Source organism: Pseudooceanicola algae (genome assembly GCF_003590145.2).
GTDB lineage: Bacteria > Pseudomonadota > Alphaproteobacteria > Rhodobacterales > Rhodobacteraceae > Pseudooceanicola > Pseudooceanicola algae.
The window spans coordinates 756604-782836 of record NZ_CP060436.1 but is presented as its reverse complement, the minus strand read 5'-3'; the positions used below and the strand labels follow the sequence as shown (position 1 = coordinate 782836).

25 protein-coding genes are annotated in these 26233 nt (G+C 63.3%); 11 read left to right on the top strand and 14 right to left on the bottom strand.

Going from position 1 to position 26233, the window contains the following annotated elements; all coding sequences use genetic code 11:
• The first annotated feature begins 2 nt into the window (after positions 1–2).
• From PSAL_RS03785 to PSAL_RS19305, 5 genes are all read left to right on the top strand, one after another.
• Positions 3–953, top strand: coding sequence for a homoserine O-succinyltransferase (locus PSAL_RS03785; RefSeq protein WP_119839954.1), 951 nt, complete (start codon positions 3–5; stop codon positions 951–953).
• Positions 946–1905, top strand: coding sequence for an alpha/beta fold hydrolase (locus PSAL_RS03780; protein WP_231388602.1), 960 nt, complete (start codon positions 946–948; stop codon positions 1903–1905). Before PSAL_RS03785 ends, PSAL_RS03780 begins: the two co-directional genes overlap by 8 nt.
• Before the next feature lie 62 nt (positions 1906–1967).
• Positions 1968–2837 (top strand): polyphosphate kinase 2, encoded by an 870-nt coding sequence (ppk2, locus tag PSAL_RS03775; protein WP_119839952.1) that lies wholly within the window; start codon positions 1968–1970, stop codon positions 2835–2837.
• Positions 2830–3450 carry a TetR/AcrR family transcriptional regulator gene (locus PSAL_RS03770; protein WP_119839951.1) on the top strand — a complete coding sequence of 207 codons (621 nt, stop codon included), beginning with the start codon at positions 2830–2832 and terminating at the stop codon, positions 3448–3450. The genes ppk2 and PSAL_RS03770 overlap by 8 nt, the downstream gene beginning before the upstream one ends.
• 68 nt (positions 3451–3518) lie before the next feature.
• Entirely contained in the window at positions 3519–5318 is a 1800-nt protein-coding gene (locus PSAL_RS19305) for a methyl-accepting chemotaxis protein (RefSeq protein WP_269212597.1), read from the top strand.
• A 246-nt stretch (positions 5319–5564) separates the two neighbouring features.
• Here the strand turns inward: PSAL_RS19305 and rpsI are convergent, their stop codons facing one another.
• The 3 genes from rpsI to PSAL_RS03750 form a co-directional block, all read right to left on the bottom strand.
• Positions 5565–6050: a 30S ribosomal protein S9 gene (gene rpsI, locus PSAL_RS03760; RefSeq protein ID WP_119839949.1), complete on the bottom strand. Its 486-nt coding sequence runs from the start codon at positions 6048–6050 to the stop codon at positions 5565–5567.
• A gap of 3 nt (positions 6051–6053) precedes the next feature.
• A complete protein-coding gene (rplM, locus tag PSAL_RS03755; RefSeq protein ID WP_119839948.1) occupies positions 6054–6515 on the bottom strand; it encodes a 50S ribosomal protein L13 in 462 nt (153 codons plus the stop codon).
• Between the two features lie 165 nt (positions 6516–6680).
• The gene (locus PSAL_RS03750) at positions 6681–7091 is read right to left on the bottom strand and encodes a PaaI family thioesterase (protein ID WP_196222843.1); all 411 of its coding nucleotides are present in this window, start codon (positions 7089–7091) and stop codon (positions 6681–6683) included.
• Between the two features lie 115 nt (positions 7092–7206).
• On the opposite strand from PSAL_RS03750, the gene trmFO reads away from it, so the two are divergent.
• The 3 genes from trmFO to gluQRS are packed head-to-tail and all read left to right on the top strand — an operon-like array spanning position 7207 to position 9624.
• Positions 7207–8562 (top strand): methylenetetrahydrofolate--tRNA-(uracil(54)-C(5))-methyltransferase (FADH(2)-oxidizing) TrmFO, encoded by a 1356-nt coding sequence (gene trmFO, locus PSAL_RS03745; protein WP_119840229.1) that lies wholly within the window; start codon positions 7207–7209, stop codon positions 8560–8562.
• Positions 8559–8768, top strand: coding sequence for a hypothetical protein (locus PSAL_RS03740; RefSeq protein WP_119839947.1), 210 nt, complete (start codon positions 8559–8561; stop codon positions 8766–8768). The genes trmFO and PSAL_RS03740 overlap by 4 nt, the downstream gene beginning before the upstream one ends.
• A 4-nt stretch (positions 8769–8772) precedes the next feature.
• The gene (gluQRS, locus tag PSAL_RS03735) at positions 8773–9624 is read left to right on the top strand and encodes a tRNA glutamyl-Q(34) synthetase GluQRS (RefSeq protein WP_119839946.1); all 852 of its coding nucleotides are present in this window, start codon (positions 8773–8775) and stop codon (positions 9622–9624) included.
• On the opposite strand, the gene hisI is transcribed toward gluQRS, so the two are convergent.
• Entirely contained in the window at positions 9621–9980 is a 360-nt protein-coding gene (gene hisI / locus PSAL_RS03730; protein ID WP_119839945.1) for a phosphoribosyl-AMP cyclohydrolase, read from the bottom strand. The genes gluQRS and hisI overlap by 4 nt on opposite strands.
• Positions 9981–10060: 80 nt before the next feature.
• On the opposite strand from hisI, the gene PSAL_RS03725 reads away from it, so the two are divergent.
• On the top strand, positions 10061–10510 hold the full coding sequence (locus PSAL_RS03725; protein ID WP_119839944.1) for an iron-sulfur cluster assembly scaffold protein: 450 nt from the start codon (positions 10061–10063) through the stop codon (positions 10508–10510).
• Between the two features lie 57 nt (positions 10511–10567).
• The gene (locus tag PSAL_RS03720) at positions 10568–11974 is read left to right on the top strand and encodes a methyl-accepting chemotaxis protein (RefSeq protein ID WP_119839943.1); all 1407 of its coding nucleotides are present in this window, start codon (positions 10568–10570) and stop codon (positions 11972–11974) included.
• A gap of 402 nt (positions 11975–12376) precedes the next feature.
• Here PSAL_RS03720 and recG read toward each other — a convergent pair whose 3' ends face one another.
• The 4 genes from recG to sciP all read right to left on the bottom strand — a co-directional run bounded on the left by recG (position 12377) and on the right by sciP (position 18158).
• Positions 12377–14464, bottom strand: coding sequence for an ATP-dependent DNA helicase RecG (recG, locus tag PSAL_RS03715; RefSeq protein WP_119839942.1), 2088 nt, complete (start codon positions 14462–14464; stop codon positions 12377–12379).
• Positions 14461–16914 (bottom strand): NAD-dependent DNA ligase LigA, encoded by a 2454-nt coding sequence (ligA, locus tag PSAL_RS03710; RefSeq protein WP_119839941.1) that lies wholly within the window; start codon positions 16912–16914, stop codon positions 14461–14463. Before ligA ends, recG begins: the two co-directional genes overlap by 4 nt.
• 147 nt (positions 16915–17061) lie before the next feature.
• Positions 17062–17784, bottom strand: a complete 723-nt coding sequence (gene ctrA, locus PSAL_RS03705) for a response regulator transcription factor CtrA (protein WP_119839940.1) — start codon at positions 17782–17784, stop codon at positions 17062–17064.
• Between the two features lie 101 nt (positions 17785–17885).
• Positions 17886–18158 (bottom strand): CtrA inhibitor SciP, encoded by a 273-nt coding sequence (gene sciP, locus PSAL_RS03700; RefSeq protein WP_119839939.1) that lies wholly within the window; start codon positions 18156–18158, stop codon positions 17886–17888.
• A gap of 139 nt (positions 18159–18297) precedes the next feature.
• Between sciP and mnmA the strand changes: the two genes are divergently transcribed.
• Positions 18298–19443, top strand: coding sequence for a tRNA 2-thiouridine(34) synthase MnmA (mnmA, locus tag PSAL_RS03695; RefSeq protein ID WP_119839938.1), 1146 nt, complete (start codon positions 18298–18300; stop codon positions 19441–19443).
• A 25-nt stretch (positions 19444–19468) separates the two neighbouring features.
• Here mnmA and lpxB read toward each other — a convergent pair whose 3' ends face one another.
• The 6 genes from lpxB to bamA form a co-directional block, all read right to left on the bottom strand.
• On the bottom strand, positions 19469–20626 hold the full coding sequence (gene lpxB / locus PSAL_RS03690; protein WP_119839937.1) for a lipid-A-disaccharide synthase: 1158 nt from the start codon (positions 20624–20626) through the stop codon (positions 19469–19471).
• A complete protein-coding gene (locus PSAL_RS03685) occupies positions 20626–21474 on the bottom strand; it encodes an LpxI family protein (protein WP_119839936.1) in 849 nt (282 codons plus the stop codon). The genes lpxB and PSAL_RS03685 overlap by 1 nt, the downstream gene beginning before the upstream one ends.
• A 9-nt stretch (positions 21475–21483) precedes the next feature.
• On the bottom strand, positions 21484–22299 hold the full coding sequence (gene lpxA / locus PSAL_RS03680) for an acyl-ACP--UDP-N-acetylglucosamine O-acyltransferase (RefSeq protein WP_119839935.1): 816 nt from the start codon (positions 22297–22299) through the stop codon (positions 21484–21486).
• Between the two features lie 2 nt (positions 22300–22301).
• Positions 22302–22772: a 3-hydroxyacyl-ACP dehydratase FabZ gene (gene fabZ, locus PSAL_RS03675; RefSeq protein ID WP_119839934.1), complete on the bottom strand. Its 471-nt coding sequence runs from the start codon at positions 22770–22772 to the stop codon at positions 22302–22304.
• Positions 22773–22937: 165 nt separating this feature from the next.
• On the bottom strand, positions 22938–23732 hold the full coding sequence (locus tag PSAL_RS03670; RefSeq protein WP_231388601.1) for an OmpH family outer membrane protein: 795 nt from the start codon (positions 23730–23732) through the stop codon (positions 22938–22940).
• 10 nt (positions 23733–23742) lie between these two features.
• Positions 23743–26085: an outer membrane protein assembly factor BamA gene (bamA, locus tag PSAL_RS03665; protein WP_119839933.1), complete on the bottom strand. Its 2343-nt coding sequence runs from the start codon at positions 26083–26085 to the stop codon at positions 23743–23745.
• Positions 26086–26233 lie beyond the last annotated feature (148 nt).

Sequence of the window (26233 nt, the reverse complement as noted above, 5' to 3'; positions counted from 1 at the left end):
AGATGCCCATCAAGATTCCCGAAGACCTGCCCGCCTATGATGTCCTCACGCGTGAGGGTGTCTCGGTCATGTCCGAAGATCAGGCATCCCGGCAGGATATCCGGGCGCTGCGGATCGGGTTGCTGAACCTGATGCCAAAGAAGATCCAGACCGAAAACCAGTTCGCCCGGCTGATCGGCGCGACGCCCCTGCAGATCGAACTGTCCCTGATCCGCATGACCGAGCATCAGACCAGGAACACCGCCGCCGAACATATGGAAAGCTTCTACCGCCCCTTCGCGGAAGTGCTTGCCACGGATGAGAAATTTGACGGCTTCATCATCACCGGCGCCCCGATAGAGCATCTCGATTTCGAAGATGTCACCTATTGGGAAGAAATCTGTCAGGTCTTCGAATGGACCCAGACCAACGTGCATTCCACCTTCGGCGTCTGCTGGGGTGGCATGGCCATGGCGCATTACTTCCACGGGCTGCCCAAGCATCTTCTGGGCGAGAAATACTTTGGCTGCTATCCGCAGACCAACCTTGATCCCGCCTCGCCCTTCCTGCGTGGTTTTTCGGATGTCTTTGCCGTGCCGGTCAGTCGCTGGACCGAGGTACGCAAGGAAGATGTCGCCGCCGTTCCCGGCCTGAAACCGCTCCTCGGCAATTCCGAAAGCGGCCCCTGCCTGCTGGAGGACGCGGCGCATCGCGCGCTCTATGTCTTCAATCATTTCGAATATGACAGTGACACGCTGAAGCAGGAGTTCGACCGCGACGTGGCCTCGGGCAAGCCGATCACCCTGCCGGTGAACTATTACCCCCAGAACGATCCGACCCAGAAGCCGCTGAACCAGTGGCGCAGCCATGCCCATCTGCTTTACGGCAACTGGATCAACCAGATCTACCAGACAACGCCCTTTGATCTGGAGCTGATCGGCACCCATGTCTGGCCCGAGAAGGCCCTTGGGTAGGCCGCTGACCATCGCCGCCGGGGTCCTTCTGGTGCTGCTGGTGATCGGCATCGCCACGACCCTTTGGCGGGCCGACCGGCGCAGCCGCGAGGCGCGTGCCGCCTTTCCCCCGCTGGGTCAGATGGTTCTGGTCGATGGCCAGCCGGTGCATGCGCTGCAAATGGGCAGCGGGCCTGATCTGGTCCTGCTGCACGGGGCCTCGGGCAATTTGCGCGATTTTACTTTCGCACTGGCGCCCCGACTGGCGCAGGATTTCCGCGTCACCCTGTTTGACCGTCCCGGTCTTGGCCACAGCCCGGCGCTGGCACCCCGTGGCGTGACCCTGAAGGATCAGGCGGATCTGCTGTCACGTGCCGCCGCGCAACTTGGCGTCACCAGGCCCGTCGTCGTCGGCCAAAGCTTTGGCGGTGCGGTCGCCCTGGCCTGGGCTGTGCATTTCCCCGACCGGATCGCCGGGCTCGTCTCTGTCGCCGGGGCCAGCCACCCCTGGGAAGGCCCCATCGGTGCCGACCATCGCATCCTTGCCGCGCCGGTGCTCGGGCCCGTGGTCTCGACCCTCGCCGCGGCCTGGGTCAGCACGCCCTATGTAAACCGCCAGGTCGCCGGGGCCTTTGATCCGCAACAGCCCCCCTCCGGCTACACCGGCCACCTTGGCGCCGCCCTGACGCTGCAGTCTTCGGTCCTGCGCGCCAATGCCCAGCAAAGGGTCGACCTGCGCGAAGAGCTCCGCCAGCAAAGCCAGCGCTACCCAACCCTCGATCTGCCGGTCGAGATCCTGCATGGCACCGCCGACAGAATTGTCGGGCTCGACATCCATTCCCGGCCACTGGCGGCCGATGTCCCCGGTGCGCGGCTGACCGTTCTGCCCGGCATCGGCCATATGCCGCATCACGCCTCCGCCGACGCGGTGACAGAGGCCATCACCCGCGCCATCCGCCGCAGCCGCCCCTGACCACCGGCACGATTGCACTAGGTTACCGGCATCGTCATATTCGTCAGAAAAGGAAAATCCCGATGCAATTGCCATTTGACGGGGCGATCTCGGCCTTCTTCAAGGAGGACGCGCCCGACCATGTCCGCAAGGCGATCCGCCGCGCCGACCGCGACGAGATCCTGAACGACAGCTATCCCTATTCCGAGCGCATGGCCCGCAAGGCCTATGAACGGGAGCTGGCGCTGCTGCAGATCGAACTGGTACGGATGCAGGCCTGGGCCAAGAGCAGCGGCGCCCGAATCGTCTGCGTTTTCGAGGGCCGGGATGCGGCCGGAAAAGGAGGCGTTATCAAGCGCTTCCGAGAACATCTTAATCCACGCGGCGCGCAGGTCGTGGCGCTGTCGGCCCCCAATGAATACGAACGGGGCCAGTGGTATTTCCAGCGCTACGTCGACCACCTGCCAAGCGCCGGAGAGATCACCTTCTACGACCGCTCCTGGTACAATCGCGCGGTGGTCGAACATGTCTTCGACTTCTGCACCGATGAGCAACGCAGGCAGTTCTTTGAGCAGGTCCCCGATTTCGAAAGCCTGCTGGTGTCCGAGGGTATCCAATTGTTCAAGTTCTGGCTGAACGTCGGACAGGCCGAGCAGTTGAACCGCTTTCTTGCGCGCGAACAGGACCCGCTGAAACAGTGGAAGCTGAGCAATATCGACGTCGAAGGCCTGCACAAATGGGACGATTATTCCAAAGCGATTTCGGAAACGCTGGAACGCACCGACACGGAGCATGCCCCCTGGACCATCGTGCGCTCCGATGACAAGCGCCGCGCCCGGCTTGCCGCGATCCGCCATGTGCTCAAGTCCCTGGATTACGATGGAAAATCCCACAAGGCCCTTGGCGAGGTCGACGAAAGCATCTGTTCGGGAACGGACATCTGGAATGCATAAGAAGCGCGGCTATCACCATGGCAATCTGCGCCAGGCCCTGGTCGAGGCGGCCCTTGAACTGATCGAGGCCAAGGGCCCCACCGGCTTTACCCTGTCCGAGGCTGCCAAGTTGGCTGGGGTGACCCCTGCCGCCGTCTACCGACATTTCCAGGGCCGCGAAGACCTGATCGCCGAAGCCGCGCGCCAGGGCTACGAGATCTTTGCCGATGTGATCGACTTCGCCTATCAATCCGGCCAGCCCTCGGCTCTGGCCGCCTTCGAGGCCACGGGGCGGGCCTATCTTGCCTTCGCGCGCAAGTATCCGGGCCATTACATCGCCATGTTCGAGAGCGGGATCTCGGTCAACCGCACGCCGGAACTGGCCAATGTGGCGCGTCGTGCCTGGGATGTGCTGGAACGCGCGGCCGAGGATCTGTCCAAGCATATTCCGGCCAACAAGAGGCCGCCGGCCTCGATGTTCACCGCCCATATCTGGGCGCTCAGCCACGGCGTGGTCGAACTGTTCGCCCGAAACTCCCCCGGCACGCAAAGCCCGCATGCGCCCGAGGACCTGCTGGAAAGCGGGATCGGCGTCTACCTGCGGGGTCTCGGCCTGATAGACGCCGATAATTAAGGATATTAAGCCGGTAGCAAGAATACTCTGCCACACCCTTCCCGCATGCGAACAAGCTGGGGACCGATGTGAAAAGCGCTACCTTACCTCCCGAAGAAAAGATCCAGATTTCGGCCAAATCCCTGGGAGACCGGTTCGAGAAACATCGCCGGACCGCCATGCGGATCGTCGCCTGGGTCACCATCGGCTTGATCGTTCTGGTTTCCGGCGCGGCGATCCTGATCGGCAATCCGGCGGCCTGGATCATCACCCTGCTCAGCATGGGGGTCGCAGGATCGGCGGTTCTTGCCCTCAGGATGGAGGGACGGACCGGCCGGATCCTCCTGTCGCTTTGCCTGGTGGGGCAATGCATCCTACTGAATGCGGCGATGGTCGGTCACCCGATGCAGCCGGACAGTCACATGCTGTATTTCACCGCCCTGACAGCGATTGCAACGCTCAGTTCACGGCCCGCGCTGCTGGCCGCATTGGGGCTGATCTCCGTACATCACGTGATTGCGGCCTCCCTGTTTCCGACGCTGACCTTCCTGACCACCGACCTGTGGTTCAACCTGATGCGCGCCGGCTTCCACTGGGTCGCAGCGGTGCTGGCGGTGGGAAATCTGCTGCTGATCGTGCGCATTCGCCTGATCCAGACAGTCCATGCCGAACGCCGCGCCAAAAAACTTGAAGGCGCGATGGCAGAGGCACAATCCGCCCTGGCCGATGCCGAGGAACAGCACCGTGAAGCCGCCGAGGCCAAGACCCGCGCCGAGAAGGCGCTGGCCGCAGCCGCCGAATCCCAGGCCCAGGTCGAAGAGGCGTTGAAAAATGCCGAAAAGAATGCCGAAGCCGCCCGGCGCGCCGAGGAAAAGACCACCCGGATGCGCCTTCAGCACGAGGCAGAGATCGAGGATGTCATCAGCCACCTGCAGGAAAAACTGTTCCGCATGGCCGAAGGCGACCTGACGACCCGGATCGAACGGCCCCTGCCCCCGGCCTTTGCTGAACTGTCCCAAAGCTTCAACGTCGGCGTCTCGCGGCTTGAGGACGCCCTGGTTGAAATCCGCTCCGAGGTCACCTCGATCCAGGTGCAATCCCAGGGCATAAACAATGCAGCCGAGGATCTTGGCCGGCGGACCGAAAAACAAGTGACCACCCTCAGCGAAACCGCAACAACCTTGCAGCAATTGACCGAACTGATCCGCGGCATCGCCTCCGACACGGGCGCGGCGCGGACCGCAACCGAAGAGACCCGCGGCGAAGCGGTATCGGGCACCGATGTGATGGAAAACACCGTCACCGCCATGGACAAGATCGAAGGATCCTCTGCCGAGATCCGCAACATCATCACGGTGATCGACGATATCGCTTTCCAGACCAACCTCCTGGCGCTGAATGCAGGGGTCGAGGCCGCCCGAGCGGGTGAAGCGGGGCGAGGCTTTGCCGTCGTCGCGAACGAAGTCCGTGCCCTCGCGCAGCGCAGTTCCAATGCTGCCAAGGAGATCGACACACTGATCAACGACAGCGCCAGCCACGTGGCCCTGGGGGTCGGCTTGGTGAAGAACACCGGCAATGTCCTGGCCGGGATCCGCGACGCCGTGGAACACACGGCAGAGCGTATGGAGGCCGTGGCCGATGCCACTCAGGACCAGTCACGGGGCCTGACCGAAGTCAATTCCGCAATCCGCGAACTGGAAAGCTTTACCCAGAGCAATGCGACGATCTTTGCGGAAACCCTCACGGCAAATGCGGAACTGTTTGAAACCACCAAGGCGCTGTCGGACCGTGTCGGTCAGTTCCGCATCAAGGGCCAACCCGATGCCGGGGGCCGGGGCCAATCGACCTTCGCCAATTCCGCCAGACCATCAGCAAAGGCCCGCGCCTGATCCAGGTCCATGCGCCTTGTAATGTCGATGGGCGCAGGGAACCAGAAATGGCTGGCATACCAGGAGCCCGGCCCCGCCAACGCAAGGCAAGATGGCGGGACATCAAGACCCGCACAGGCTTGCGCGATTTTCCGACAAGACGGCCCGAACGGAAAGCAGGCCCGATTGGCCTTGGAGCGCGAAAGATACCAAAAAGGCGCGCCCTGGGGCGCGCCTTTCCGTATCTGGACCGTAGAAGCAAAAGCCTCAGCGTTTGGAGAACTGGAAGCTCCGGCGGGCCTTGGCCTTACCGTATTTCTTCCGTTCCACGACGCGGCTGTCGCGGGTCAGGAAGCCGGCGGCTTTCAGCGCGGCGCGCAGGCTGGGGTCGTAAAGTTGCAGGGCCTTGGACACGCCGTGCTTGACCGCACCGGCCTGACCGGAAAGACCACCGCCCTTGACGGTTGCGACAACGTCGAACTCGCCTTCGACGCCAGCAACGGTGAAGGGTTGTGCGAGGATCATCTGCAGCACGGGACGCGCAAAGTAGTCGTTCATCGGCTTGCCGTTGACGGTGACCTTACCGGAACCCGGCTTGATCCAGACGCGGGCAACCGCATCTTTCCGCTTGCCGGTCGCATAGGCACGGCCAAGCGCGTCACGGACGGGCTCACGCGTGATTTCGACGGCAACGGTTGCGTCCTCGGACACGACGTCTTTCAGCTCTTCGAGAGAGTTCACTTGATCAGCCATCTATCAGCTCCGCGTGTTCTTGGAGTTCATGGATTTGACATCCAGCACTTCCGGCGCCTGGGCTTCGTGCGGGTGTTCCGCCGATGCATAGACGCGCAGGTTGGTCATCAGCTGGCGGCTCAGGCGGTTGCCCGGCAGCATGCGCTTGACGGCAGCGGTGACGACACGCTCGGGGTGAGCGCCGGTCAGCAGCTGGTCCGCGGTGCGGTTCTTGATCCCGCCCGGGAAACCGGTGTGCCAGTAATAGACCTTGTCGGTCCGTTTCTTGCCGGTCAGCTGGATCTTGTCCGCATTGATCACGATGACATTGTCACCCATGTCCATGTGCGGAGTGAAGGTCGCCTTGTGCTTGCCGCGCAGGCGCATGGCGATGATCGAGGCGAGACGGCCGAGAACAACGCCTTCGGCGTCGATCACGATCCATTTCTTCTCGATATCTGCCGGAGTCGCAGAGAAGGTTTTCATAACGGGTGCCCTTTGGAAATTGGCAGCGCACGAAGCCGCAAGGCCACGTGCGCGAATTGATGGACGGTTTATACAAGGTGGAACCGGCCAGTCAAGCGGCGCAAAATCTAATTAACCTAGCAAAATCAATATCTTGAAATTTAGGTATCAAAATACCCCATAAATCTACCCTTTCGGCGGGATCGAAAAGGTCAGGCTGGCCCGCGCCACCGGGTCCGGAACCCCGTCCGAGAAGATCCGCACCTCGCCCACCGCCAGAACCCGGCCCAGTTTCAGCAATTCACACTGCGCCAGCAGGTCCTGCCCGGAGGCGGGCTTGCGCATGAAATCGAGCGACGCATTGGTGGTCACCGCCAGCGCCTGCGGCCCGATCATGGCAAGGATCGCAAGGTAGACCGCGACATCCGCCAGGGCGAAGATCGCCGGACCCGAGACAGTGCCGCCGGGGCGCAGGTGGCGATCCCCGACAAGCAGGCGCATCACCAGGCGGTTCTCGCCTACGCTTTCGACGCGATAATCCTGCGCGACCTGCGGAAAGGCCTGCGCCAGAAACCCGTGCAGCGCTGCGATGTCCATCTTCACCATGATCGCCGTCCTCCCGACCGGCAGGGTTCCGCATCGCGCGCGCGCGGGCAAGCAAGATCACGCGATAGGTTTTGATTTCCGCGCGGTGATACCCTACATCGCGCCCATGAGAGAAAAGCTTCATATCATCGGTGGCGGCATGGCCGGCTCCGAAGCCGCATGGCAGGCCGCGCAAGCGGGTTGCCCGGTCGTCATCCATGAAATGCGCCCCCAGCAGGGCACCTTCGCGCATCAGACCGGCAACCTGGCCGAAATGGTGTGCTCCAACTCCTTCCGCTCGGACGACAGCGAACAGAACGCGGTCGGTCTGCTGCACTGGGAAATGCGCCAGGCGGGCGGCATCATCATGCAGACCGCCGATGAATACCGCCTGCCCGCCGGCGGCGCGCTGGCCGTGGACCGCGATCCCTTTGCCGAAGCCGTCACCGCCCGCCTGCACGCCCACCCGCTGATCGAGGTCGAATCCGGCGAGATCACCGCCCTGCCCGAGGACGGCCAGTGGATCATCGCCACCGGTCCGCTGACCTCGGCCGGGCTGGGGGCGGCCATTGCGACGGAAACCGGCGCCGATGCACTGGCCTTCTTCGACGCCATCGCGCCCATCGTCTATGCCGACAGCATCGACATGGATCAGGCCTGGATGCAGTCGCGCTATGACAAGGGCGAGACGGAAGAGGAACAGAAGGCCTACCTCAACTGCCCGATGACAAAGGAGCAGTACGAGGCCTTCATCGACGCGCTTCTGGCCTCCGACAAGACCGAGTTCCACGAAGGCGAGACGGCCGGCTACTTTGACGGCTGCCTGCCGATCGAGGTCATGGCAGAGCGTGGTCGCGAGACCCTGCGCCACGGCCCGATGAAGCCCGTCGGCCTGACCAATGCCCACAAGCCCGAGGAAAAGGCCTATGCGGTCGTGCAGCTGCGGCGCGACAACAAGCTGGGGACGCTCTACAACATCGTCGGGTTCCAGACCAAGATGAAGTACGGCGCCCAGACCGAGGTGCTGCGCATGATCCCCGGCCTGCAGGACGCCCGCTTCGCGCGGCTTGGCGGGATCCATCGGAACACCTTCATCAACTCGCCGCGCCTGCTGGATGACCGGATGCGCCTGAAAAGCCGCCCCAACATCCGCTTTGCCGGGCAGATCACCGGGGTCGAGGGCTATGTCGAAAGCGCCGCCATGGGCCTGCTGGCCGGGCGCATGGCCGCCGCGGAAATCGCGGGCCGCGACCTGCCCCCGCCGCCGCCCGAAACCGCGCTTGGCGCGCTGGTGACCCATATCACCGGCGGCGCGGACGCAAAGACCTTCCAGCCGATGAACGTGAACTTCGGGCTGTTCCCGCCCGTCGACGGGCTGAAAGGCGGGCGTCGCGGGCGCAAGGATCGCTACAAGGCCTATACGGACCGTGCCAAGGCGCTCTGGTCCGACTGGCTTGCCACACAAGAGGTTGAACGCGCATGAACTATATCCTGGCCCTTTTCCTGCCGCCCCTGTCCATCCTGCTGACAGGTCGGCCCATCGTCGGCATCGTGACCTTCTTCATCTGGATCCCGGCGATCATCTTCACCGGCGGGCTGACGCATCCGATGTTCATCCTGCTGGCCTGGATCCTGATCTACCAAAGCAATGCCGACAGCCGCGCGCGTCGGATGGGCGGTGGCGACTAGGCTCATGCGCACCCGTTTCGCGCCTTCGCCGACCGGGCCGCTGCACCTGGGCCACGCCTATTCGGCCCTTTTCGCAGCGGATCTGGCGGCGCGAAACGGCGGAGACTTCCTGCTGCGGATCGAGGACATCGACCGATCCCGCGCCCGCCCCGAATGGGAGGCGCAGATATACGACGACCTTCATTGGCTGGGCCTTGACTGGCCGCAGCCGGTGATGCGCCAGTCCGACCGCCTGCCCGCCTATCGCGATGCACTGCAGCAGCTTTGGGACCTCGGCCTGCTTTATCCCTGCACCTGCAACCGTCGCGACATCGCCGCCGCGCTGGAGGCGCCGCAGGAAGGCGGCGCGCCGGTGCTTGGGCCCGACGGGTTGGTCTATCCCGGCACCTGCCGCCCCGCGCCTGCCCCGGACGGCGCGATGCCCGCCGACGTGCCACTGCGTCTGAACACGGCGCGCGCGCTGAGCGCTCCGCTGTCCTTCACCGAAACCGGTGCAGGCCCAAAGGGCGAGACCGGGCAGATCGCCCTGCCCCACGCCCGTATGCTGCAAGGGATCGGAGACGTGGTCCTGGCGCGCCGCGACATGGGCACCTCCTACCACCTGTCGGTCGTCGTCGATGACGCGGCCCAGGGCATCACCGACGTGGTGCGCGGTCAGGACCTGTTCGAGGCCACCGCGATTCACGTTCTGCTGCAATCCCTGCTGGGGCTGGCGCAGCCGCGCTATCATCACCATGCCCTGATCCGCGACGAGACGGGCAAGCGCCTCGCCAAACGCGACGACGCCCGCGCCATCGCCGCCTACCGCGCCGAAGGCCTGTCGCCCGCGCAAGTCCGCGCCATGGTCGGGCTTTAGGCCATCGGCGCCATTATCTCGACCTCTTCGCCCTCGCGGATCGCGGTGTAGAAGCAGCTGCGCCGGTTGGTGTGGCAGGCCGGCCCGGTCTGGCGCACCTGCACCAGCAGGCAATCCCGGTCGCAATCAAGCCGCATCTCGACCAGTTCCTGCACATGACCGGAGCTTTCGCCCTTGACCCAGAAGGCCTGCCGCGAGCGCGACCAGTAGGTGACGCGCCCGGTGGCCAGCGTGCGGGCCACGGACTCGGCATTCATCCAGGCCATCATCAGAACGTCGCCGGTTTCGGCGTCCTGCGCGATGGCCGGAACCAGACCATTTGCATCGAATTTCAACGTCTCCGGGTCAAAGCGCATGGCCGCCCCCTTTGCTAAATCCTCGTCGCGGTCTATCTAGGGGGGAAGACCAAGGATGAACAGCGCCGAAAGGACCAGGGATGAGCGAGAGCGACCTGATCAAACTCTACTCCACCCGCATCCTTGCACTGGCCACGGATATTCCGCGCCAGGACCGGCTGACCGATCCTGCGGCCACCGTGCGCCGCCGCGCGCCGCTGTGCGGATCGACCGTGACGGTGGATGTGCAGGTCGCCGACGGCAAGGTCGCCGATTACGGGCAAGAGGTGCGCGCCTGTGCCCTGGGTCAGGCCGCTGCCAGCATCGTCGGTGCCTCTGTCATCGGGCAAAGCAGTGCGCAGGTCCATGCGGCGCGCGATGCGCTGAAGGCCATGCTGAAGGACGACGGGCCGACACCTCCCGCGCCCTTCGATGGGCTCGAGGTGCTGCGCCCTGCGCAGGCCTACAAGAACCGCCATGCCTCCATCCTGCTGTCGCTCGATGCGTTGTGCGAGGCAATGGAAAAGGCCGAGCAAAGCCACTGCGCTTAACCGCATCTTGGCATTTCGTCCCTAAGTCTTGGCAAGTCTTCACAGAACCGGCCAGGCATGGAACACGAAACAGACTTCCGAACCCCGTCACGCATCGACCCGTCGCTGGACCGTCTGGCGGCCAATGCCGCGACCGTCAGTCAGGAAATCGTCGATGTCGACGGCTTTGTCTCTGACCTGGCTGAGCGGACCGAGGTGCTGTTGAACCAGCTTCGCAAGGCCCACGAAGGCTCAGGTCACGTGCTGCAGATGAATGCCAGCGTCATGTCCACACTCCAGAACGCCTTTGCAGAGCTGGAGCAGACGCATGCAAGCTTTCTCGAGGCATTGGGGCAAAGCCAGACCGCAGGCAAGCTTGGCCAGGAAGTTCTGACCTGGGTCGATACGCTGAGTGGACGCACGAAGGATGTGGAAACGGTGCTGACTGACGTTCAGTCCAGCAATGAACAGATCACGGTTATCGCCGCGCAAGTGAACATGCTCGCCATCAATGCAAAGATCGAGGCGGCCCGCGCTGGCGAGGCCGGGCGCGGGTTCTCGGTCGTGGCCGATGCGATCAATACCCTGTCCCAGCAGACCGGCGTGGCAGCGGAACAGATTGGTGACAACGTCGAACGGCTGGTGGCCTGGATCATGCAGTTGCAAAGCGAAACCGCATCCGTCAGCGTGACGTCTGGCAAACTGTCTGCGGTCAACCGGGTCTCCCAGGACCGCAATGTCGCGGTCCGCGAAGCCCTGGCTCAATCGGTCAGGCAGATGAAGCTGGTGCGCGACGACGCGGTCGAGGCCGATCACGCCCTGCGCGACTACGCTCCTCGGGTCGAGGACACGTTTACAACCATGCGGCAAAGCGTCGGTGGCATTACCGAAACCCATGAACGCCTGCATGAACTGGTGGACCTGTCCGAACGCCTTGTTCAGGACAGCATCGCGGCGGGGGGCGGCTCCGAAGACAAGCCGATGATCGAGGCTGTACAGGACCGCGCCGCGCAGATTTCCGCGTTGTTCGAAGAGGCGGTTGAGACCGGGCGCATCGCCTATGATGATTTCTTCGATTGCGAATACCGCAGCCTGCCCGGTACCGACCCAGAACAGGTCATGACCCGGTTCACCCCGCTCACGGACATGCTTCTGCCCGAGATCCTGGAAGAGGCATTGAAACTGGATCCCCGCGTGGTCTTCTGCGCCGCGGTGGACAAGAACGGCTATCTTCCGACCCACAACCGCGAATTCTCCGAACCCCAGGGGGATGACCCGGTCTGGAACATGGCCAATTGCCGCAACCGCCGCATCTTTGACGATCGGGTCGGATTGAAGGCCGGGCGCAATCAGGAGCCGTTCCTGATGCAGGTCTACCGGCGTGACATGGGCGGCGGCGATCATGTGTTGATGCGCGACCTTTCGGCGCCGATCTTCATCAAGAACCGCCATTGGGGCGGGCTGCGCCTGGCTTATCGGTTCTGAAAAAAACCGCCGCCTCTGGCAGGAGGCGGCGGCAAGTGGTGCATCTCGCTTGGGACCAGGCGCGAACCGGGGGATGAGGCGTTCCCGGCGGTCAGGGACAGACAATCCCGGACGTCACTTGGGGGGTGTCGCGCCTTGAACGAGGTGCAGGCAGATTTCAGATGATCACGGGCAGATAGAGCGATCCGACCAGAAGGACGGTCAAGGCAACCACGCCAAGCAGATCTTGCAAAAGGGTGGCGCGGGACCGGCGCATGACTTTCAGGACTTCGCTCATTTCATACCTCCTCGGGATCAAATCAGGATCATTTGGTTGTGTTGCCACTTTGTTCCCATATTGCTGCCGCTGAGTAAAGAACTTTTTAAGAACATTAGTGAACAAAACTGGATGCCGGCGCGATTCTAGCCGACGGAGACGAGGCGAATGGCCTCATCCTGTCCCATCAGCCACAGCAAAACCCGCGCATCGCGGCCTCGCGGGCTGGTCAAATCGGGGTCGCGGGCCAGTAGCGCGCGGGCATCGGTCTGCGCGATGCGGATCAGGTCGGATTGGGTTTCAAGATCGGCAATGCGGAACCGGGGCAGTCCGCTTTGCGCGGTGCCAATCAGGTCTCCGGCGCCGCGCATTTCCAGATCCGCCTCGGCAATGCGGAACCCGTCTTCGGTTTCGCGCAACAGGGACAGGCGGCGCAGCCCAGTTTCCGACAATGGCGGCTGATAGATCATCAGGCAGGTCGATTCCACCGGCCCCCGCCCCACGCGGCCCCGCAGTTGATGCAATTGCGCCAGACCAAAGATCTCGGCCCGTTCGATCACCATGATCGAGGCATTGGGCACATTCACCCCGACCTCGATCACCGTGGTCGCCACCAGAATGTCGGTCTCGCCCCGCTGGAAGGCGGCCATGGCGGCGTCCTTTGCCTCGGCCGGCATCTGGCCGTGGACAAGGCCGACACGCCCTTCGCCCAACCGGGCACGCAGGACCTTGAATCGTTCCTCGGCCGAGGCAAGATCGACCCGCTCGCTTTCTTCGACCAGCGGGCAAACCCAATAGGCCTGCCGCCCCTCGCGGGTCGCGCGATCCAGATGCGCGATGACCTCGTCTAGACGATCAGAGGCGGCCAGCGTGGTGCGGATCGGTTTGCGCCCCGGCGGCTTTTCATCGAGAATGGAAATATCCATGTCGCCGTATTGCGCCATCGACAGACTGCGCGGGATCGGCGTGGCGGTCATGACCAGCATGTCCACACCACGCCCCTTGCGGCCCAGCTCCAACCGCTGCCGGACACCGAACCGGTGTTGCTCGTCCACAATGGCGACCCGCAGATCGTGGAATTGAACGCTTTCCTGGAACACCGCGTGGGTGCCGACCAGGATGTCGATCGCGCCGCCCCGCAAATCATCAAGCTTGCGTTGACGATCGGCCCCCTTGTCACGACCTGTCAGGATCTCGAGCCTTACGCCCGCCGCCTCTGCCAGCGGGGCGAGACCCTCCATATGCTGGCGGGCCAGGATCTCGGTCGGGGCCATCATGACACCCTGCCCGCCGGCCTCGACCGCGATCAGCAAGGCCAGCAGCGCCACAAGCGTCTTGCCCGCGCCCACATCCCCCTGCAACAGCCGGATCATGCGGGTCGCTTCGCCAATGTCGGTTTCGATTTCGCCAATGGCGCGCAATTGCGCCCCGGTCGGGACATATGGCAGCGCGGCCAGAACCTTGGCCCGCAGCGCCCCATCGCCCCGGCTGGGCTGCCCGGCGGACTTGCGTTCCCGCGCGCGGGCAAGCGCCAGGGTCAGCTGATGGGCCAGAAGCTCGTCATATGCCAGGCGTTCACGCGCCGCGTCGCGGGGTTGCACCGCAGCGGACCCGTCCGGATTATGGGCCGCCACCAGCGCCTCGTGCCAGGCGGGCCAGCCCGCCGAAGCCCGTTGCTGTGGATCGATCCATTCCCCCAGATGCGGTGCAAGCGCCAGCGCCCCGGCGGCCGCGCGCGCCATCACCTTTTGCGACAGGCCCACCGACAGGGGATAGACCGGTTCAAACAGCGGGATCTGGTCAGCGTCTTCCAGCGGAAGCACATGATCGGGATGCGGCATCTGGGCCTGGCCGTCGAAATGCTCCAGCCGTCCCGAGACGAGGCGCCGGGCGCCGGTTGGCAGGATCCGCTCGATGTAATCTCCGCGCGCATGAAAGAAGACCAGTTCAAAGGTCGTCTCCTCGTCCGACACCTGTACCCGGTAGGCTCCGCGCCCGCGCGGCGGGCTGTGGCGGCCCACCGTCACCTCCACCGTGGCGGTTGCGGGCAGCGTCAGACCCAGGATCGTCTTGCGGCGTCGCCGGTCGATCACAGCGTGAGGCAGCATGAACAGCACATCGCGAGGCAGGAAAACCTGTAGCTGTTCCAGTGTCTTCGCCGTCTTCTGTCCGATCCCCGGAAGGGTTTCGAGCTTTGCGAAAAGCGGAAAAAGGACCTCTGGGCGGCCGGTCATGTGTCTGCGATCAAGTTCAGCCAGCCGTCTTCGTCGATGGTTTCCACGCCAAGATCCGCGGCCTTCCTGGCCTTGGATCCCGCGCCCGGACCGGCGATCAGAAGATCGGTCTTGGCGGAAACCGAGCCCGAAACCTTGGCGCCAAGCGCCTCGGCCCGCGCCTTGGCCTCCGGACGGGTCATCTTGACCAGCGTGCCGGTGAAGACCAACGTCTTGCCGGCCACCGGGCTGGAACTGGCCTCGGGTGTTGCGATCTTGCGGATGTCGAGCCATTCGGCCAGCCGATTGATCGAGCCGCGCTCCGCCGGTTGCGCGAAGGCCGCGACCAGGGACACCGCGACCTTGGCACCGATCCCGTCGATGTCGATCAGGTCTGCCCAGGCCGCGCGGGCGCTGTCCTCAAGGGTCGGCGCCCCCTCCCAGACCTTGTCACGGGCCTCCTTGACCCTTGCGCGACGACCTTCGTCAGCGGCCAGGGCGCGCTCTTCGGCCTCGGCTGCCTCGACCGCAAGATAACGTTCCTGCGCCGGACGGGCAGCATCCAAAGCGGTCAATAGCGCCTCCCAGGTATTGAAATGCCGGGCAAGATCGGTGGCCACGACTTCACCCACATGACGTATGCCGAGGGCAAAGATCACCCGGTTCAGCGGAATCCGACGGCGCTCCTCGATCGCGGCAAAAAGGTTGTCCGCGGATTTTTCGCCCCAGCCCTTGATCTGCGCGAGCGGCCTTTGCGCAAGATGCCGGATCGCGGCGACCACATGGGCGGGGTCCTCGTCATCGACGGGCACACCGGCCGTGCGCAGCATCTCGGCGAGGCCCGTCAGCAGATCGACGCGGCGCTCGGGATCTTCCAACCCATGGGCCAGGCGCTTTGCCGGATCGGCGGTCAGGCGGTCGCCATCTTGATCGCGGCCCGGCAAGGTGAAGATGTCCGCAGGCTCGGATATCCAGCACATCGCATACAGGAATTCGACCTGGCGCGCGCCCAGACCTTCGATATCGAAGGCCGCGCGGGATACGAAATGTTTCAGTTTTTCCGTGGCTTGAGCGGGGCAGATCAGTCCGCCCGCGCAGCGGCGCACACTGTCACCTTCTTCGCGGATCGCGTCCGACCCGCATTCGGGACAGGTCACCGGAAATTCGTAGGGCACCGAGTTGTCGGGACGTTTCGACATATCCACATCGGCAATCTTCGGGATCACGTCACCGGCGCGATAGACCTGCACCCAATCCCCGACACGAATATCCTTGCCCCCACGGATTTCGGCGCCGCGGCTGTCACGCCCGGCAATGTAGTCTTCGTTATGCAGGGTCGCGTTGGACACCACGACACCACCGACCGTGACGGGCGTCAGCCGGGCCACGGGACTGAGCGCAGCCGTTCGGCCCACCTGGATGTCAATTGCCTCCAACCAGGTCCAGGCCAGTTCGGCAGGAAATTTATGGGCGATGGCCCAGCGGGGCGTCGTGGCGCGAAAACCGAGGCGGGCTTGCAGGGCCAGATCATCCACCTTGTAGACGACCCCGTCGATGTCATAGCCGAGGGTCGCGCGCCGCTCCTCGATCAGGCGATACTGCGCCAGCATTTCCTTAGGCCCGTCGCAAAGCCGAGTCAGAGGGTTGGTTTCGAACCCGAAAGAGGCCAACCGCTCGATCGCCTTCATCTGGGTCTCGGCCAGTGGGTCGGACAGCACCCCCCAAGCATAGGCGAAAAAGCGTAGGGGACGGTGGCGCGTGACCTCGGCATCCAACTGGCGCAGGGAACCGGCCGCGGCGTTACGGGGGTTGGCGAAGGTGCGCGCACCCGCGTCGGTCTGGCGGGTATTGAGCGCTTCGAAATCTGCATGGCTCATATAGACCTCGCCGCGCACTTCCATCCGGGCCGGGGCACCGGCGATCCTCTGGGGAATATCCTCGATCATGCGGGCATTGGCGGTGACGTTTTCGCCCACTTCCCCATCGCCACGGGTCGCCGCGCGGGTCAGTTCGCCATCTTCGTAAAGCAGCGACAGGCTAAGGCCGTCGATCTTCGGTTCCGCAGTGAAGACCAGCGGGTCCTTGTCCGACAGGTTCAGGTAACGGCGGATCCGCTGATCGAATTCCGCGATGTCGCCATCCTCAAAGGCATTGGACAGCGACAGCATACGGATGTCGTGGCGGACCTTGCCGAAACCATCGGCGGGCGCCGCGCCGACCTGATCGCTGGGGGAATCCGCGCGTTTGAGATCCGGAAACTGCGCCTCCAGAGCCGCGTTGCGCCGCTTCAGCCGATCATAGTCCGCATCGGAAATTTCGGGCGTGTCTTCCCGGTGGTAGGCGAGATTCGCGGCGTTCAGAGTCTTTGCCAGCGTGGCCAGTTCTGCCTGCGCCTGTTCAGGCGACAGAGTTTCCGGCGCCAGATCCTGTCCCTCGCCCGCGCGCTTGCCCTCGTCCTTGCCGCCCGTCATGAAAACGCCCCCTTGTCGCCTAGCCTTTCCGGTCGTGGTACCGGTAGGCCAGTGATAGGGGGCGATTTTTCCGAGGTCCAGACGCGAGCGATGACGAAGTGCGGCGTCAGTCTAGGGGCGTGACAAGCAAAGGTGGTGCCCCGCCGATCAACTGGCGGCGCCGATCGCCAGCTTTTTTTCGTCGATCTGACCGGGTTCGGGGTCTCGCAGGACATATCCTCGGCCCCAAACCGTCTCGATATAATTGTCGCCTTCCGTCGCGGTAGAGAGCTTCTTGCGGAGCTTGCAGATAAAGACGTCGATGATCTTCAGTTCCGGTTCATCCATGCCGCCGTAAAGGTGGTTCAGGAACATCTCCTTGGTCAGGGTCGTCCCCTTGCGCAGGCTCAGCAGTTCCAGCATCTGGTATTCCTTGCCGGTCAGATGCACCGGCTTGCCGTCGGCCTCGACTGTCTTGGCATCCAGATTGACTTCGATCCGGCCGGTGCTGATGACCGATTGCGAATGTCCCTTCGACCGCCTGATGATAGCGTGAATCCGAGCCACCAGTTCTTCGCGATGGAAGGGTTTGGTCAGGTAGTCGTCGGCGCCGAAACCGAAGCCCTTGAGCTTGTTTTCGGTATCGTCGGCCCCGGACAGGATCAGGATCGGCGTTTCTATCCGGGCCAAGCGCAACTGGCGCAGGACCTCATGACCATTCATGTCCGGCAGACCCAGATCCAGCAGGATCAGATCGTAATCATAGAGTTTCGCAAGATCGATACCCTCTTCGCCAAGATCCGTCGTATAGACGTTCAGATTGGCATGGGTCAGCATCAGCTCGATGCTTTTCGACGTCGTTGGGTCATCTTCCACCAAAAGCACACGCATGCCGAGTTCTCTCCGTTCATCCTTCTGACATCGTAGACACTGCCGGGAAATGGTTAATCCGAGGTTACTGGCAATTCCCCTGCATTTCAACAAGTCCCACCCTAGCGGAATTTCTGGACGGACGTCGCCTTCAATGCCTCCTCGCCGTGATTGGCAACGGCACTGACCCATTCAAGAAATTCCTCGGGCGAAATCGAATAGATTTCCTGCGCCTCTTCTTGCGTAATCAAGCCATGCACGACCCCGCGAACAACAGCGGCCTTGCGCGAGGCAACCCAACGGCGGGTGTTCCCGGGCGGAAGGTCCGCACGCGTCATGACGCTGCCATCGGATAGTTTCACGGCTCTGGGCCCCTGCACTTTCTTCAGATACATTGCTCCGACCTTTGCTAGATCGGGCATATCCTTGGGCCTGGGATTTAACGGCTGGTGAAACAGCGGGTTGAGAGTATGTCGCATTTTCCTATATTCTCTGCATCCTGCCCCCAGAAAACGGGCAGATTCAGGAGACAAAATGGCACTCGACGCAGTCACCGGACTGAATTCACTCGGTTTTCCCAAACCGCCCGAAGAGACTCGGGTGGTCGTCGCCATGTCAGGCGGCGTCGACAGTTCGGTCGTGGCCGCGAAACTGGCGCAGGAAGGCTATGATGTGGTCGGCGTGACCCTGCAGCTATATGACCACGGGGCAGCCCTGGCCAAGAAGGGCGCCTGCTGTGCCGGGCTGGACATCCACGACGCGCGCCGCGTCGCGGAAGAGATGGGCTTCCCCCATTATGTCCTTGATTACGAGAACATTTTTCAGGACGCCGTGATTGACGAATTCGCCGACAGCTATCTGGCCGGGGCGACGCCGGTGCCCTGCATCCGTTGCAATGAACGGGTGAAGTTCAAGGATCTGCTGGAGACGGCAAAGGACCTTGATGCCGATTGCATGGCGACAGGGCATTACATTCAGCGCAAGGTCGGCGCGGATGGGCCGGAATTGCATTCGGCGGCGGATCCCAACCGAGACCAGAGCTATTTCCTGTTCTCGACCACGGCAGAACAGCTCAAATTTTTGCGATTTCCTTTGGGGCATCTGGCCTCCAAAGCGGAAACGCGGGCCCTGGCGGCGCAATATGGCCTGCCGGTCGCGGACAAGCCGGACAGCCAGGACATCTGTTTCGTGCCCAATGGCGACTATGCCAGCGTGATCGAAAAGCTGCGCCCCGGTGCTGCGGAACCCGGCGAGATCGTCGATGTGGAGGGCCGCGTATTGGGCCGCCACGATGGCGTGATCCATTACACGATCGGCCAGCGGCGCGGTCTTGGCATCGGGGGTTTGAGCGAGCCGCTTTACGTGGTGAAGCTGGATGTCGACAACCACAAGGTGATCGTCGGTCCGAAAGAGATGCTTTCGACCCGGGTCATTCCGGTGCGTGAAATCAACTGGCTGGGCGCCGGGCGTCTGACCGATCAGCCGAGTTACGATATCTCGGTCCGTGTCCGGTCCACCCGCCCCCCGCGCGAAGCGATCCTGCGGCCGATTTCCGATACCGAAGCCGAGGTCGAATTGCTGACCCCCGAAGAAGGGGTTTCACCGGGGCAGGCCTGTGTTTTCTACGAAAACGAAGGCAGCCGGATTCTGGGTGGCGGCTGGATCTGGCGCGGCAATTGATGGGTGCCGATACCGGGCGGCGCTGTCAGGGGTGATAGCGGTCCAGTATTGCCCGGGCGGCGCGTAGTCCGGGGGATTCTCCCCCGCAACCAAGGCGTTGCATGGTCAGTTCCATGGCAGATTGCTGCGCGGTCGGGTCGGCAAGCACCGCATCCAATGCGGGGGCGATCAGCGTGGGGCGACATTTCGCGCCAAGGAATTCCGGCACCACGCGGGTATCAGAGACCACGTTGACAAGCGTCACCGTGTCGATAAGTGCCATGCGGGTGGTAATCTGCATGGTCAGCCAGTTCATGTCATAGGCAATGACCATTGGCGTCGCATTGGCCGCCAGTTCCAGCGACACCGTCCCCGAGGCCGCAAGGGCCAGGTTCGCCGCGCCGAAGGCCGCCCGCTTGCGCGCAGCATGAATGCCAGGGTCCTGATCGCGGGGATCAAGGATCAGTGGTTTGACCGGCCAATCCCGGCTCAGTTCCTCGACCAGCCCGGCGACATTGGCGGTGGTGGGCAGAACCGCGCGCAGGTCGGGGCGGCGTTTTGCCAGTTCGGCCAGGGCCTTGCCGAAGACCGGGGCCAGTCGGGTCACCTCACTGCGGCGCGATCCGGGCAGAACCAGCAGCAGCGGCGCGTCGCCCAACCCGTTTTCGGCGCGGAACGTCTGCACATCGGCGTCACTGGCCAGCGGCTCGGTCACCACTGGATGACCGACGAAATCGCATTCCATCCCCGCCTTCTGCATCAAAGGGGGCTCGAACGGCAGCAGGGCAAGCACCTGATCGATGACCTCGGCCATTTTGTCAGCCCGACCCGGTCGCCAGGCCCAGACCGAGGGCGCGACGTAATGCACCGTCCGGATATCCGAAGCCGCCTTGACCAGACGCGCCACCCGCAGGCAGAAATCCGGGCTGTCGATGGTCAGCAGGATGTCGGGGGGATCGGCCAGCACCTTGTCGGCACATTCGCGAATCCGCCGTTTCAGATGAAAATACTTCGGCAGCACCTCGGCAAGGCCCATGATCGACAATTCGTCCATGGGAAACAGGCTTTCCAGCCCCTCGGCCTGCATCTGACTGCCGCCGACGCCTTCGAACTGCATGTCGTCGCGCAGGCTTTTCAGCCCGGCCATCACGGCCGCGCCCAGCCGGTCGCCCGAGGATTCGCCGGCGATGATGAAGACCCGCATCAGAAGGGCTCTGCCTGAATCGTAAGGCCGAGGTCATCCGCCAGATCTGCCAGTTTCGCCGCCTCAAGCAGCAGGACCTGACCAGCTGCGATCACGATCCCGTCCAGACCGGCAGCCGCGGCCGCCCGCAGCGTAGCCGGACCGATAGCGGGCATGTCGACGCGCAGATCCTGCCCCTGCTTGGGAAACTTGCACAGCACCCCCTTGCCACGCCGCAGATGCCTCGGCGTCTGCGCCACGAAGCGCAGAAGCGCATCGGTGCCCTGCACCGTCTCCAGCCCGAGGCAAAGCCCCCCGGCCACCACACAGCCCTGTCCGATATCGAGCGGCGCCATGGTGACAAGGATCTCTTGCCCCCGGCGGGCATCGACCGTGGCCTGATCGCTCAATCCCGGTCCCGCGAAAAGGCCCGCAGAGGCGGTGAGACCGGGCAGCAGGTCATGCGCGCCGACGACCGAGAAGCCGCGCTCCTCGAACAGGGAAATGATCAGCCGCAGAAGGGAATCGTCGCCCCCCGCGCCCATGGCAGCGACCAGGCGCGGCATCAGGCCCTGAACCGTCTCGTCCATCAGGCTGGGGTCAAAATCAGGTCGGCTCATCGCGCCGGCCATGACCACGCGGGTCACGCCAGCGGCCCTGAGCGCGTCGAACAGCCCGCCGAGCTGTTCATAGCGGTGCCGTTGCAGACTGCCTTCGGGCAGGTCGCAATCGAGATCATGAAAGCTGATCAACAGCGCTTCGGGGTGAGCCGCGGCAATCTGGAGCGGCAGGGCACCTGCCCCGGCGATGATCGCCAAGCCGGTGCCGGAACCTGGGTCCGCTTTGGCCCTAGGGGAATTCTGCGTCATGTTGCGGCCTCAGGTCTTGCCCGACGTCAGGAAGGACCGGTCGCTTTCGCCAGAGATGAAGGCGACGATTTCGCGAACGAAATCGCTTTCGGTCTCTTCGCCCAGACGGCGGGCGCGATCCTGAAAGGCACCTTCGCCTTGGTTGAGCATCTGGAACGCTGCCCGCAGCGCCGTGATGTCGGATCGCGGGACGCCGCGCCGCTTCAGCCCGACAAGGTTCAGCCCGTCGAGCTTGCCCCGCGGGCCTTGGACCAGACCGTGAGGAATGACATCGGCGGTAACCATGGTGACCGCGCCGATGATCGCACCACGGCCGATGCGCACCCATTGGTGGACGCCGGACAGCCCGCCGATAATGACGTCGTCCTCAAGCACGCAATGCCCCGCCAGGGCGGCATTGTTGACGATGATGACGTTGTTGCCGACCCGGCAATCATGGGCCACATGGCAGCCGGCCATGAACAGACCGTCGTCCCCAACCGTCGTCAGGCCGCCCCCGCCATCCGTGCCGTTGTTCATGGTGACATGTTCACGGATGCGATTGCGCTGCCCGATCACCAGACGGGTTTCCTCGCCCTGGAACTTCAGATCCTGTGGGATCCCGCCAAGCACCGCAAAGGGATGCACAATGGTGTCCGCACCGATCTCGGTGATGCCCTGCACGACCACATGGCTCATAAGCTCGACGTTTTCGCCGATGACCGACTTGGGACCGATATGGCAGAAGGGGCCGATCCGCGCCCCGGCGGCGATGCGGGCCCCATCTTCGACCAGGGCGTGGGAATGGATCACCGCTTCGGGGCTGATGGTCGCGCTGCTTGCCATGATCAGGCCTCGGTCGCGGGTTGTTCGAGCATCGCCATGAATTCGACTTCGCAGGCCATTTCGCCGTCGACGCTGGCCACGCCGCTGAATTTCCAGATCTTGCCGCCGGGCTTGCCGCGCAGGGTCGTCAGGCGCATTTCAAGGCGATCCCCGGGCACCACCATGCGGCGGAACTTGGATTTCTCGATCGACATGAAATAGATCATCGTATTGGTGTCTTCTAGCCCAAGGGCCACGCCCACCATGACCCCTGCTGTCTGCGCCATGGCCTCGATCATCAGCACACCCGGCATGACCGGCTTGGACGGGAAATGGCCGGTGAACTGGGGTTCGTTCATCGTCACGTTCTTGACGCCGATGGCAGATGCGTAGCCGTCGATCTCGATCACCTTGTCGACCAGCAGGAAGGGATACCTGTGGGGGATGATGCGCTGGATCCGGTTGATATCGGCGCTTTCGAGAGTCTCGTTCATGCTGAGCTGTCCTCGTTTCACGGTCGCGTCACTCTGCGTGACCATTTTATATTACTTTTCCCTAGCAAGTCAGGCCAGCTGCAGCAAGCATATGGCGGGATCGCGGCGCGGTCTCCGGTTGCAGGGCCCCTGCCCGACCATCCCGGCGCGGGCCGGAAAACACATTCATTCAGAGGGGCTTGCCGCGTCCGTCCCGGTATTTCCGAGGTTGAGCGCCCCAGCCCCATCGCCGGGGGCTTCGGGCGCCGGCAGCGGCTCGCCCATGTCCAGCGGCGCAGAACCCGCGCCGTCGGGGACTGCTTCGTCCGGGTCCTGCGGCAGCAACGTGGCGTCGATGCGCGCAATGGCTTCGTCGGTGATATCGACCACGTCGCGGCTGAGAAAGACGGTCAATTGTTCCAGCATGACCGCCGCACCGGCGTCGCGCATGATTTCCTTCAGCACCGGTTCCGCCGCCGACAGGAACTGGCGCCGCGCCATGTCGCTGCTTTGACCGAAGGTCTTGGCACGGTCCTCGCGTTCCCGACGGATACGGCTGACCTTGGCATCGAACTCCTCGGCCAGGCTGCGAAAGGCGACGGGTTCCATCTGGCCCCGCAACTCGGTCAGGCTGCGCTCTTCTTCGGCGAGGTCGGCTTCGATCTGACGGTTCTCGGCGGCGATATCGGCGGCTTCGGATTCCAGCCGGGCCGACAGGGACTGGCCGAAACGGCTGCCTGCGAACAGGCGTTCGCTGTCGACTGTCAGTACCGGCGAAGTGGGCAGCGTGCCCGGTTCCACCTGCGACGCGGTCGGCGCGTCACCTGAGACACCGGCCTGCCCGGTCTCCGCCCCGGAAGTCTGGCCCTGCAGACCGCCATCCTGCGCCAGAGCCTCCCTGCCCCCTGCCGCCACGATCAGCGACAGGGTCATGACGAGGCCGGCGAGAGCCCGTCTGATCGGCAGCGGAAAAGCCGTCATCTCCGATCCCTCAGAATTCGGTCCGGATCGTCAGGTTGAAGGTCTGTTCCTTGTCGTAGGTCTCTTTTTCCAGCGCATGCGACCAGTTGAAGCGCAGCGGCCCGATGGGCGTATCCCAGAAGACAGACAGACCGACGACCTGGCGCAGCGGGCCATCGTCGTAAAGGATGTTGCTGGCCGTTTGGTCCAGCCCCCAGGCCGTCCCGATGTCATAGAAGGCGCCGCCGCTGATCCCGTATTCCTCTGGCAGACCCAGGGGGAATTCCACGTCGAACTGTGCCGTTGCAAAGGCCATGCCGCCAATCGCATCGTCATAGGTATCGGCAAGATACTGGCGCGGCCCGAACCCGTCTGAGGTGAAGCCCCGCATATAAGTGCCGCCAATCAAGTACCGGTCGGTCACCAGCGTCGTGGAAGAGCCGATATTGCTGATGTGGCCGGCATTGAAGGTGGCACGCAGGGTGACCTCTTCGTTCATGATCTTGGTCTGGGCGATGGCGCGGGCAGAAGTTTGGACAAACTCCACATCGCCTCCGACACCGGCGAAGTCCTGGCCGAATTCCAGCAGCACGCCGGCATTGGGGTTCAGACCCGAGATCCGGCTGTCGTAGGTGTACCGGTAGCCAACGCTGCTTTCCAGAACGTCGGAGCGCTGGATCTCCGCCTCGATCAGCGGCCCCACGTCCTCATCATCGGCATAGGACAGATCGGTGTTGCTGATGGTGTAATGCAGGTTCAGCGTGGACAATTCGCCCGCCGGGAAGGTCAGACCGGTCGAATATTCCGCCTTTTTGGAATCGTAATTGGCGTAGTCCGACTCTGTCACCTGATAGCTGCCGCCCATGTCGAAACGCAGGTCGCGCCCGAGGAAATGCGGCTCGGCGAAGCCAAGCACATAGTCCTGACTGGACGACACGCCCGTCACCGTGACCTGCAGGACCTGCCCCCGTCCGAGGAAGTTCGCCTCCTGGAAGCTGACGGCCAGACCGAAGCCATCGTCGGTCGAATAGGTGCCGCCAAGCGACAGCGACCCGGTGGTGGTTTCCTCGACATCGACGTCGACAATCACCTGATCCGGGGACGTGCCTTCGCGCGCATTGACCTGGGCATCGGCAAAGAAGCCGAGCGCGCGGATCCGTTCGGCCGCTTCACGGATGGCGCGCGGGTTGAAGGGGTCGCCTTCGACGGTATCGAATTCGGCACGGATGACACGATCCAGAGTGGTGGTGTTACCTTCGATGTCGATCCGCTCGACAAAGATGCGCGGCCCACGGGTCAGTTCGAATTGCACGTCCAGCGTCAGGTCGCGGTCGTTGCGGGTGATCCGCGGTTCGATGCGCAGGAAATCACGCCCTTCGGTGACCCCGAGCCGTTCCATGCGCGTGATCGAATTTTCGACCACCGTCGGCGAATAGACCACGCCCGGCCTGACGTTCAGCGCCTCCTGGAAGATCGCGGCATCGACCCCGGCGTAGGAGCTGACGGTAGAGATCTCGCCGAAGCGGAACTGCTGTCCCTCTTCGATGTTGAAGGTCACGAGATAGCCGTCGCGTTCGCGGGACAGCTCGGCGTTGACGCCGGTGATGCGGAAATCGACATACCCGCGGGACTGGTAGTAATCCTGCAGCACCTGCTTGTCGAAATCGATCCGGTCGGCGACGAAGGTGTCCGAACGGAAGAGAAAGCGCAACAGACCGGCCTGCTTGGACTCCAGCACCTGGCGCAGGCGGCGGTCCGAGAACTGGGTGTTGCCGACGAAGGAAATCCGCTCGACCTCGGTATTGCTGCCCTCGAAGACCTCGAAGACCAGATCGACGCGGTTGTCGCTGCGCCGGATGATGCGCGGCGTGACGCGGGCGGCCAAACGGCCCTGCTGGGAATAGGCCTCGGAAATCGCGGCGGCATCGGCTTCGGCCTGGGTCGGCGAGAAGACCTGGCGCGAGGAGGACTGTACGATGGCCGTCAGGGCCTCGTCGTCGATGCGGCGGTTGCCTTCGAAATTGATCACGTTGATCGTCGGATATTCGCTGACGGCGATCACCAGCGTATTGCCCTGCGGGGTCAGTTCGACGGTTTCGAACAGTCCGGAGGCGACGATACGCTGATAGGCGTCGTTCAGTTCGGCCGCCGAAACGACCTGCCCGCGTGCGATTCCCGCGTAGGACAGCACCGTGCCCGTCGGGATACGCGCATTGCCGTCGACCGTGACCGCGGTGAAACTGTAGCTCTGGGCCTCGGCGCGGCTTGGCGCCAGGCCGGAAACAACCGTGAAAACGATAAGAATCAGGGCTGGAATTAGCAGCTGTATGCGCCCGGTACGGTACGGCGCGGAAGCGCCCGCTGCAAAGTTCATTGGCATGTTCCAGACCCGTTTAGACTTCCATTGAGAACGTCAGTATCGGGAATGAAATCACTTGTCAAAATGCCCTGACGCTCTGCCCGCATGTCCAAGCGGCAAGCCTGTCGCCCGCTGCGAGAGCAGGCGACAGAAGCTTCAATCG

Excerpts from the sequence above, each read along its gene's own strand:
- recG (WP_119839942.1), bottom strand. The coding sequence starts at position 14,464 with ATGACCGGCCGCCCAGAGGTCCTTTTTCCGCTTTTCGCAAAGCTCGAA.
- lpxA (WP_119839935.1), bottom strand. The coding sequence starts at position 22,299 with ATGGCAAGCAGCGCGACCATCAGCCCCGAAGCGGTGATCCATTCCCAC.
- PSAL_RS03720 (WP_119839943.1), top strand. The coding sequence starts at position 10,568 with ATGGAACACGAAACAGACTTCCGAACCCCGTCACGCATCGACCCGTCG.
- mnmA (WP_119839938.1), top strand. The coding sequence starts at position 18,298 with ATGGCACTCGACGCAGTCACCGGACTGAATTCACTCGGTTTTCCCAAA.
- PSAL_RS03725 (WP_119839944.1), top strand. The coding sequence starts at position 10,061 with ATGAGCGAGAGCGACCTGATCAAACTCTACTCCACCCGCATCCTTGCA.
- trmFO (WP_119840229.1), top strand. The coding sequence starts at position 7,207 with ATGAGAGAAAAGCTTCATATCATCGGTGGCGGCATGGCCGGCTCCGAA.
- PSAL_RS03785 (WP_119839954.1), top strand. The coding sequence starts at position 3 with ATGCCCATCAAGATTCCCGAAGACCTGCCCGCCTATGATGTCCTCACG.
- gluQRS (WP_119839946.1), top strand. The coding sequence starts at position 8,773 with ATGCGCACCCGTTTCGCGCCTTCGCCGACCGGGCCGCTGCACCTGGGC.
- PSAL_RS03670 (WP_231388601.1), bottom strand. The coding sequence starts at position 23,732 with ATGACGGCTTTTCCGCTGCCGATCAGACGGGCTCTCGCCGGCCTCGTC.
- PSAL_RS03685 (WP_119839936.1), bottom strand. The coding sequence starts at position 21,474 with ATGACGCAGAATTCCCCTAGGGCCAAAGCGGACCCAGGTTCCGGCACC.
- PSAL_RS03770 (WP_119839951.1), top strand. The coding sequence starts at position 2,830 with ATGCATAAGAAGCGCGGCTATCACCATGGCAATCTGCGCCAGGCCCTG.
- PSAL_RS03750 (WP_196222843.1), bottom strand. The coding sequence starts at position 7,091 with ATGGACATCGCAGCGCTGCACGGGTTTCTGGCGCAGGCCTTTCCGCAG.
- ppk2 (WP_119839952.1), top strand. The coding sequence starts at position 1,968 with ATGCAATTGCCATTTGACGGGGCGATCTCGGCCTTCTTCAAGGAGGAC.
- hisI (WP_119839945.1), bottom strand. The coding sequence starts at position 9,980 with ATGCGCTTTGACCCGGAGACGTTGAAATTCGATGCAAATGGTCTGGTT.
- ctrA (WP_119839940.1), bottom strand. The coding sequence starts at position 17,784 with ATGCGTGTGCTTTTGGTGGAAGATGACCCAACGACGTCGAAAAGCATC.
- lpxB (WP_119839937.1), bottom strand. The coding sequence starts at position 20,626 with ATGCGGGTCTTCATCATCGCCGGCGAATCCTCGGGCGACCGGCTGGGC.
- fabZ (WP_119839934.1), bottom strand. The coding sequence starts at position 22,772 with ATGAACGAGACTCTCGAAAGCGCCGATATCAACCGGATCCAGCGCATC.
- bamA (WP_119839933.1), bottom strand. The coding sequence starts at position 26,085 with ATGAACTTTGCAGCGGGCGCTTCCGCGCCGTACCGTACCGGGCGCATA.
- sciP (WP_119839939.1), bottom strand. The coding sequence starts at position 18,158 with ATGTATCTGAAGAAAGTGCAGGGGCCCAGAGCCGTGAAACTATCCGAT.
- rplM (WP_119839948.1), bottom strand. The coding sequence starts at position 6,515 with ATGAAAACCTTCTCTGCGACTCCGGCAGATATCGAGAAGAAATGGATC.
- rpsI (WP_119839949.1), bottom strand. The coding sequence starts at position 6,050 with ATGGCTGATCAAGTGAACTCTCTCGAAGAGCTGAAAGACGTCGTGTCC.
- ligA (WP_119839941.1), bottom strand. The coding sequence starts at position 16,914 with ATGACGGGCGGCAAGGACGAGGGCAAGCGCGCGGGCGAGGGACAGGAT.
- PSAL_RS03740 (WP_119839947.1), top strand. The coding sequence starts at position 8,559 with ATGAACTATATCCTGGCCCTTTTCCTGCCGCCCCTGTCCATCCTGCTG.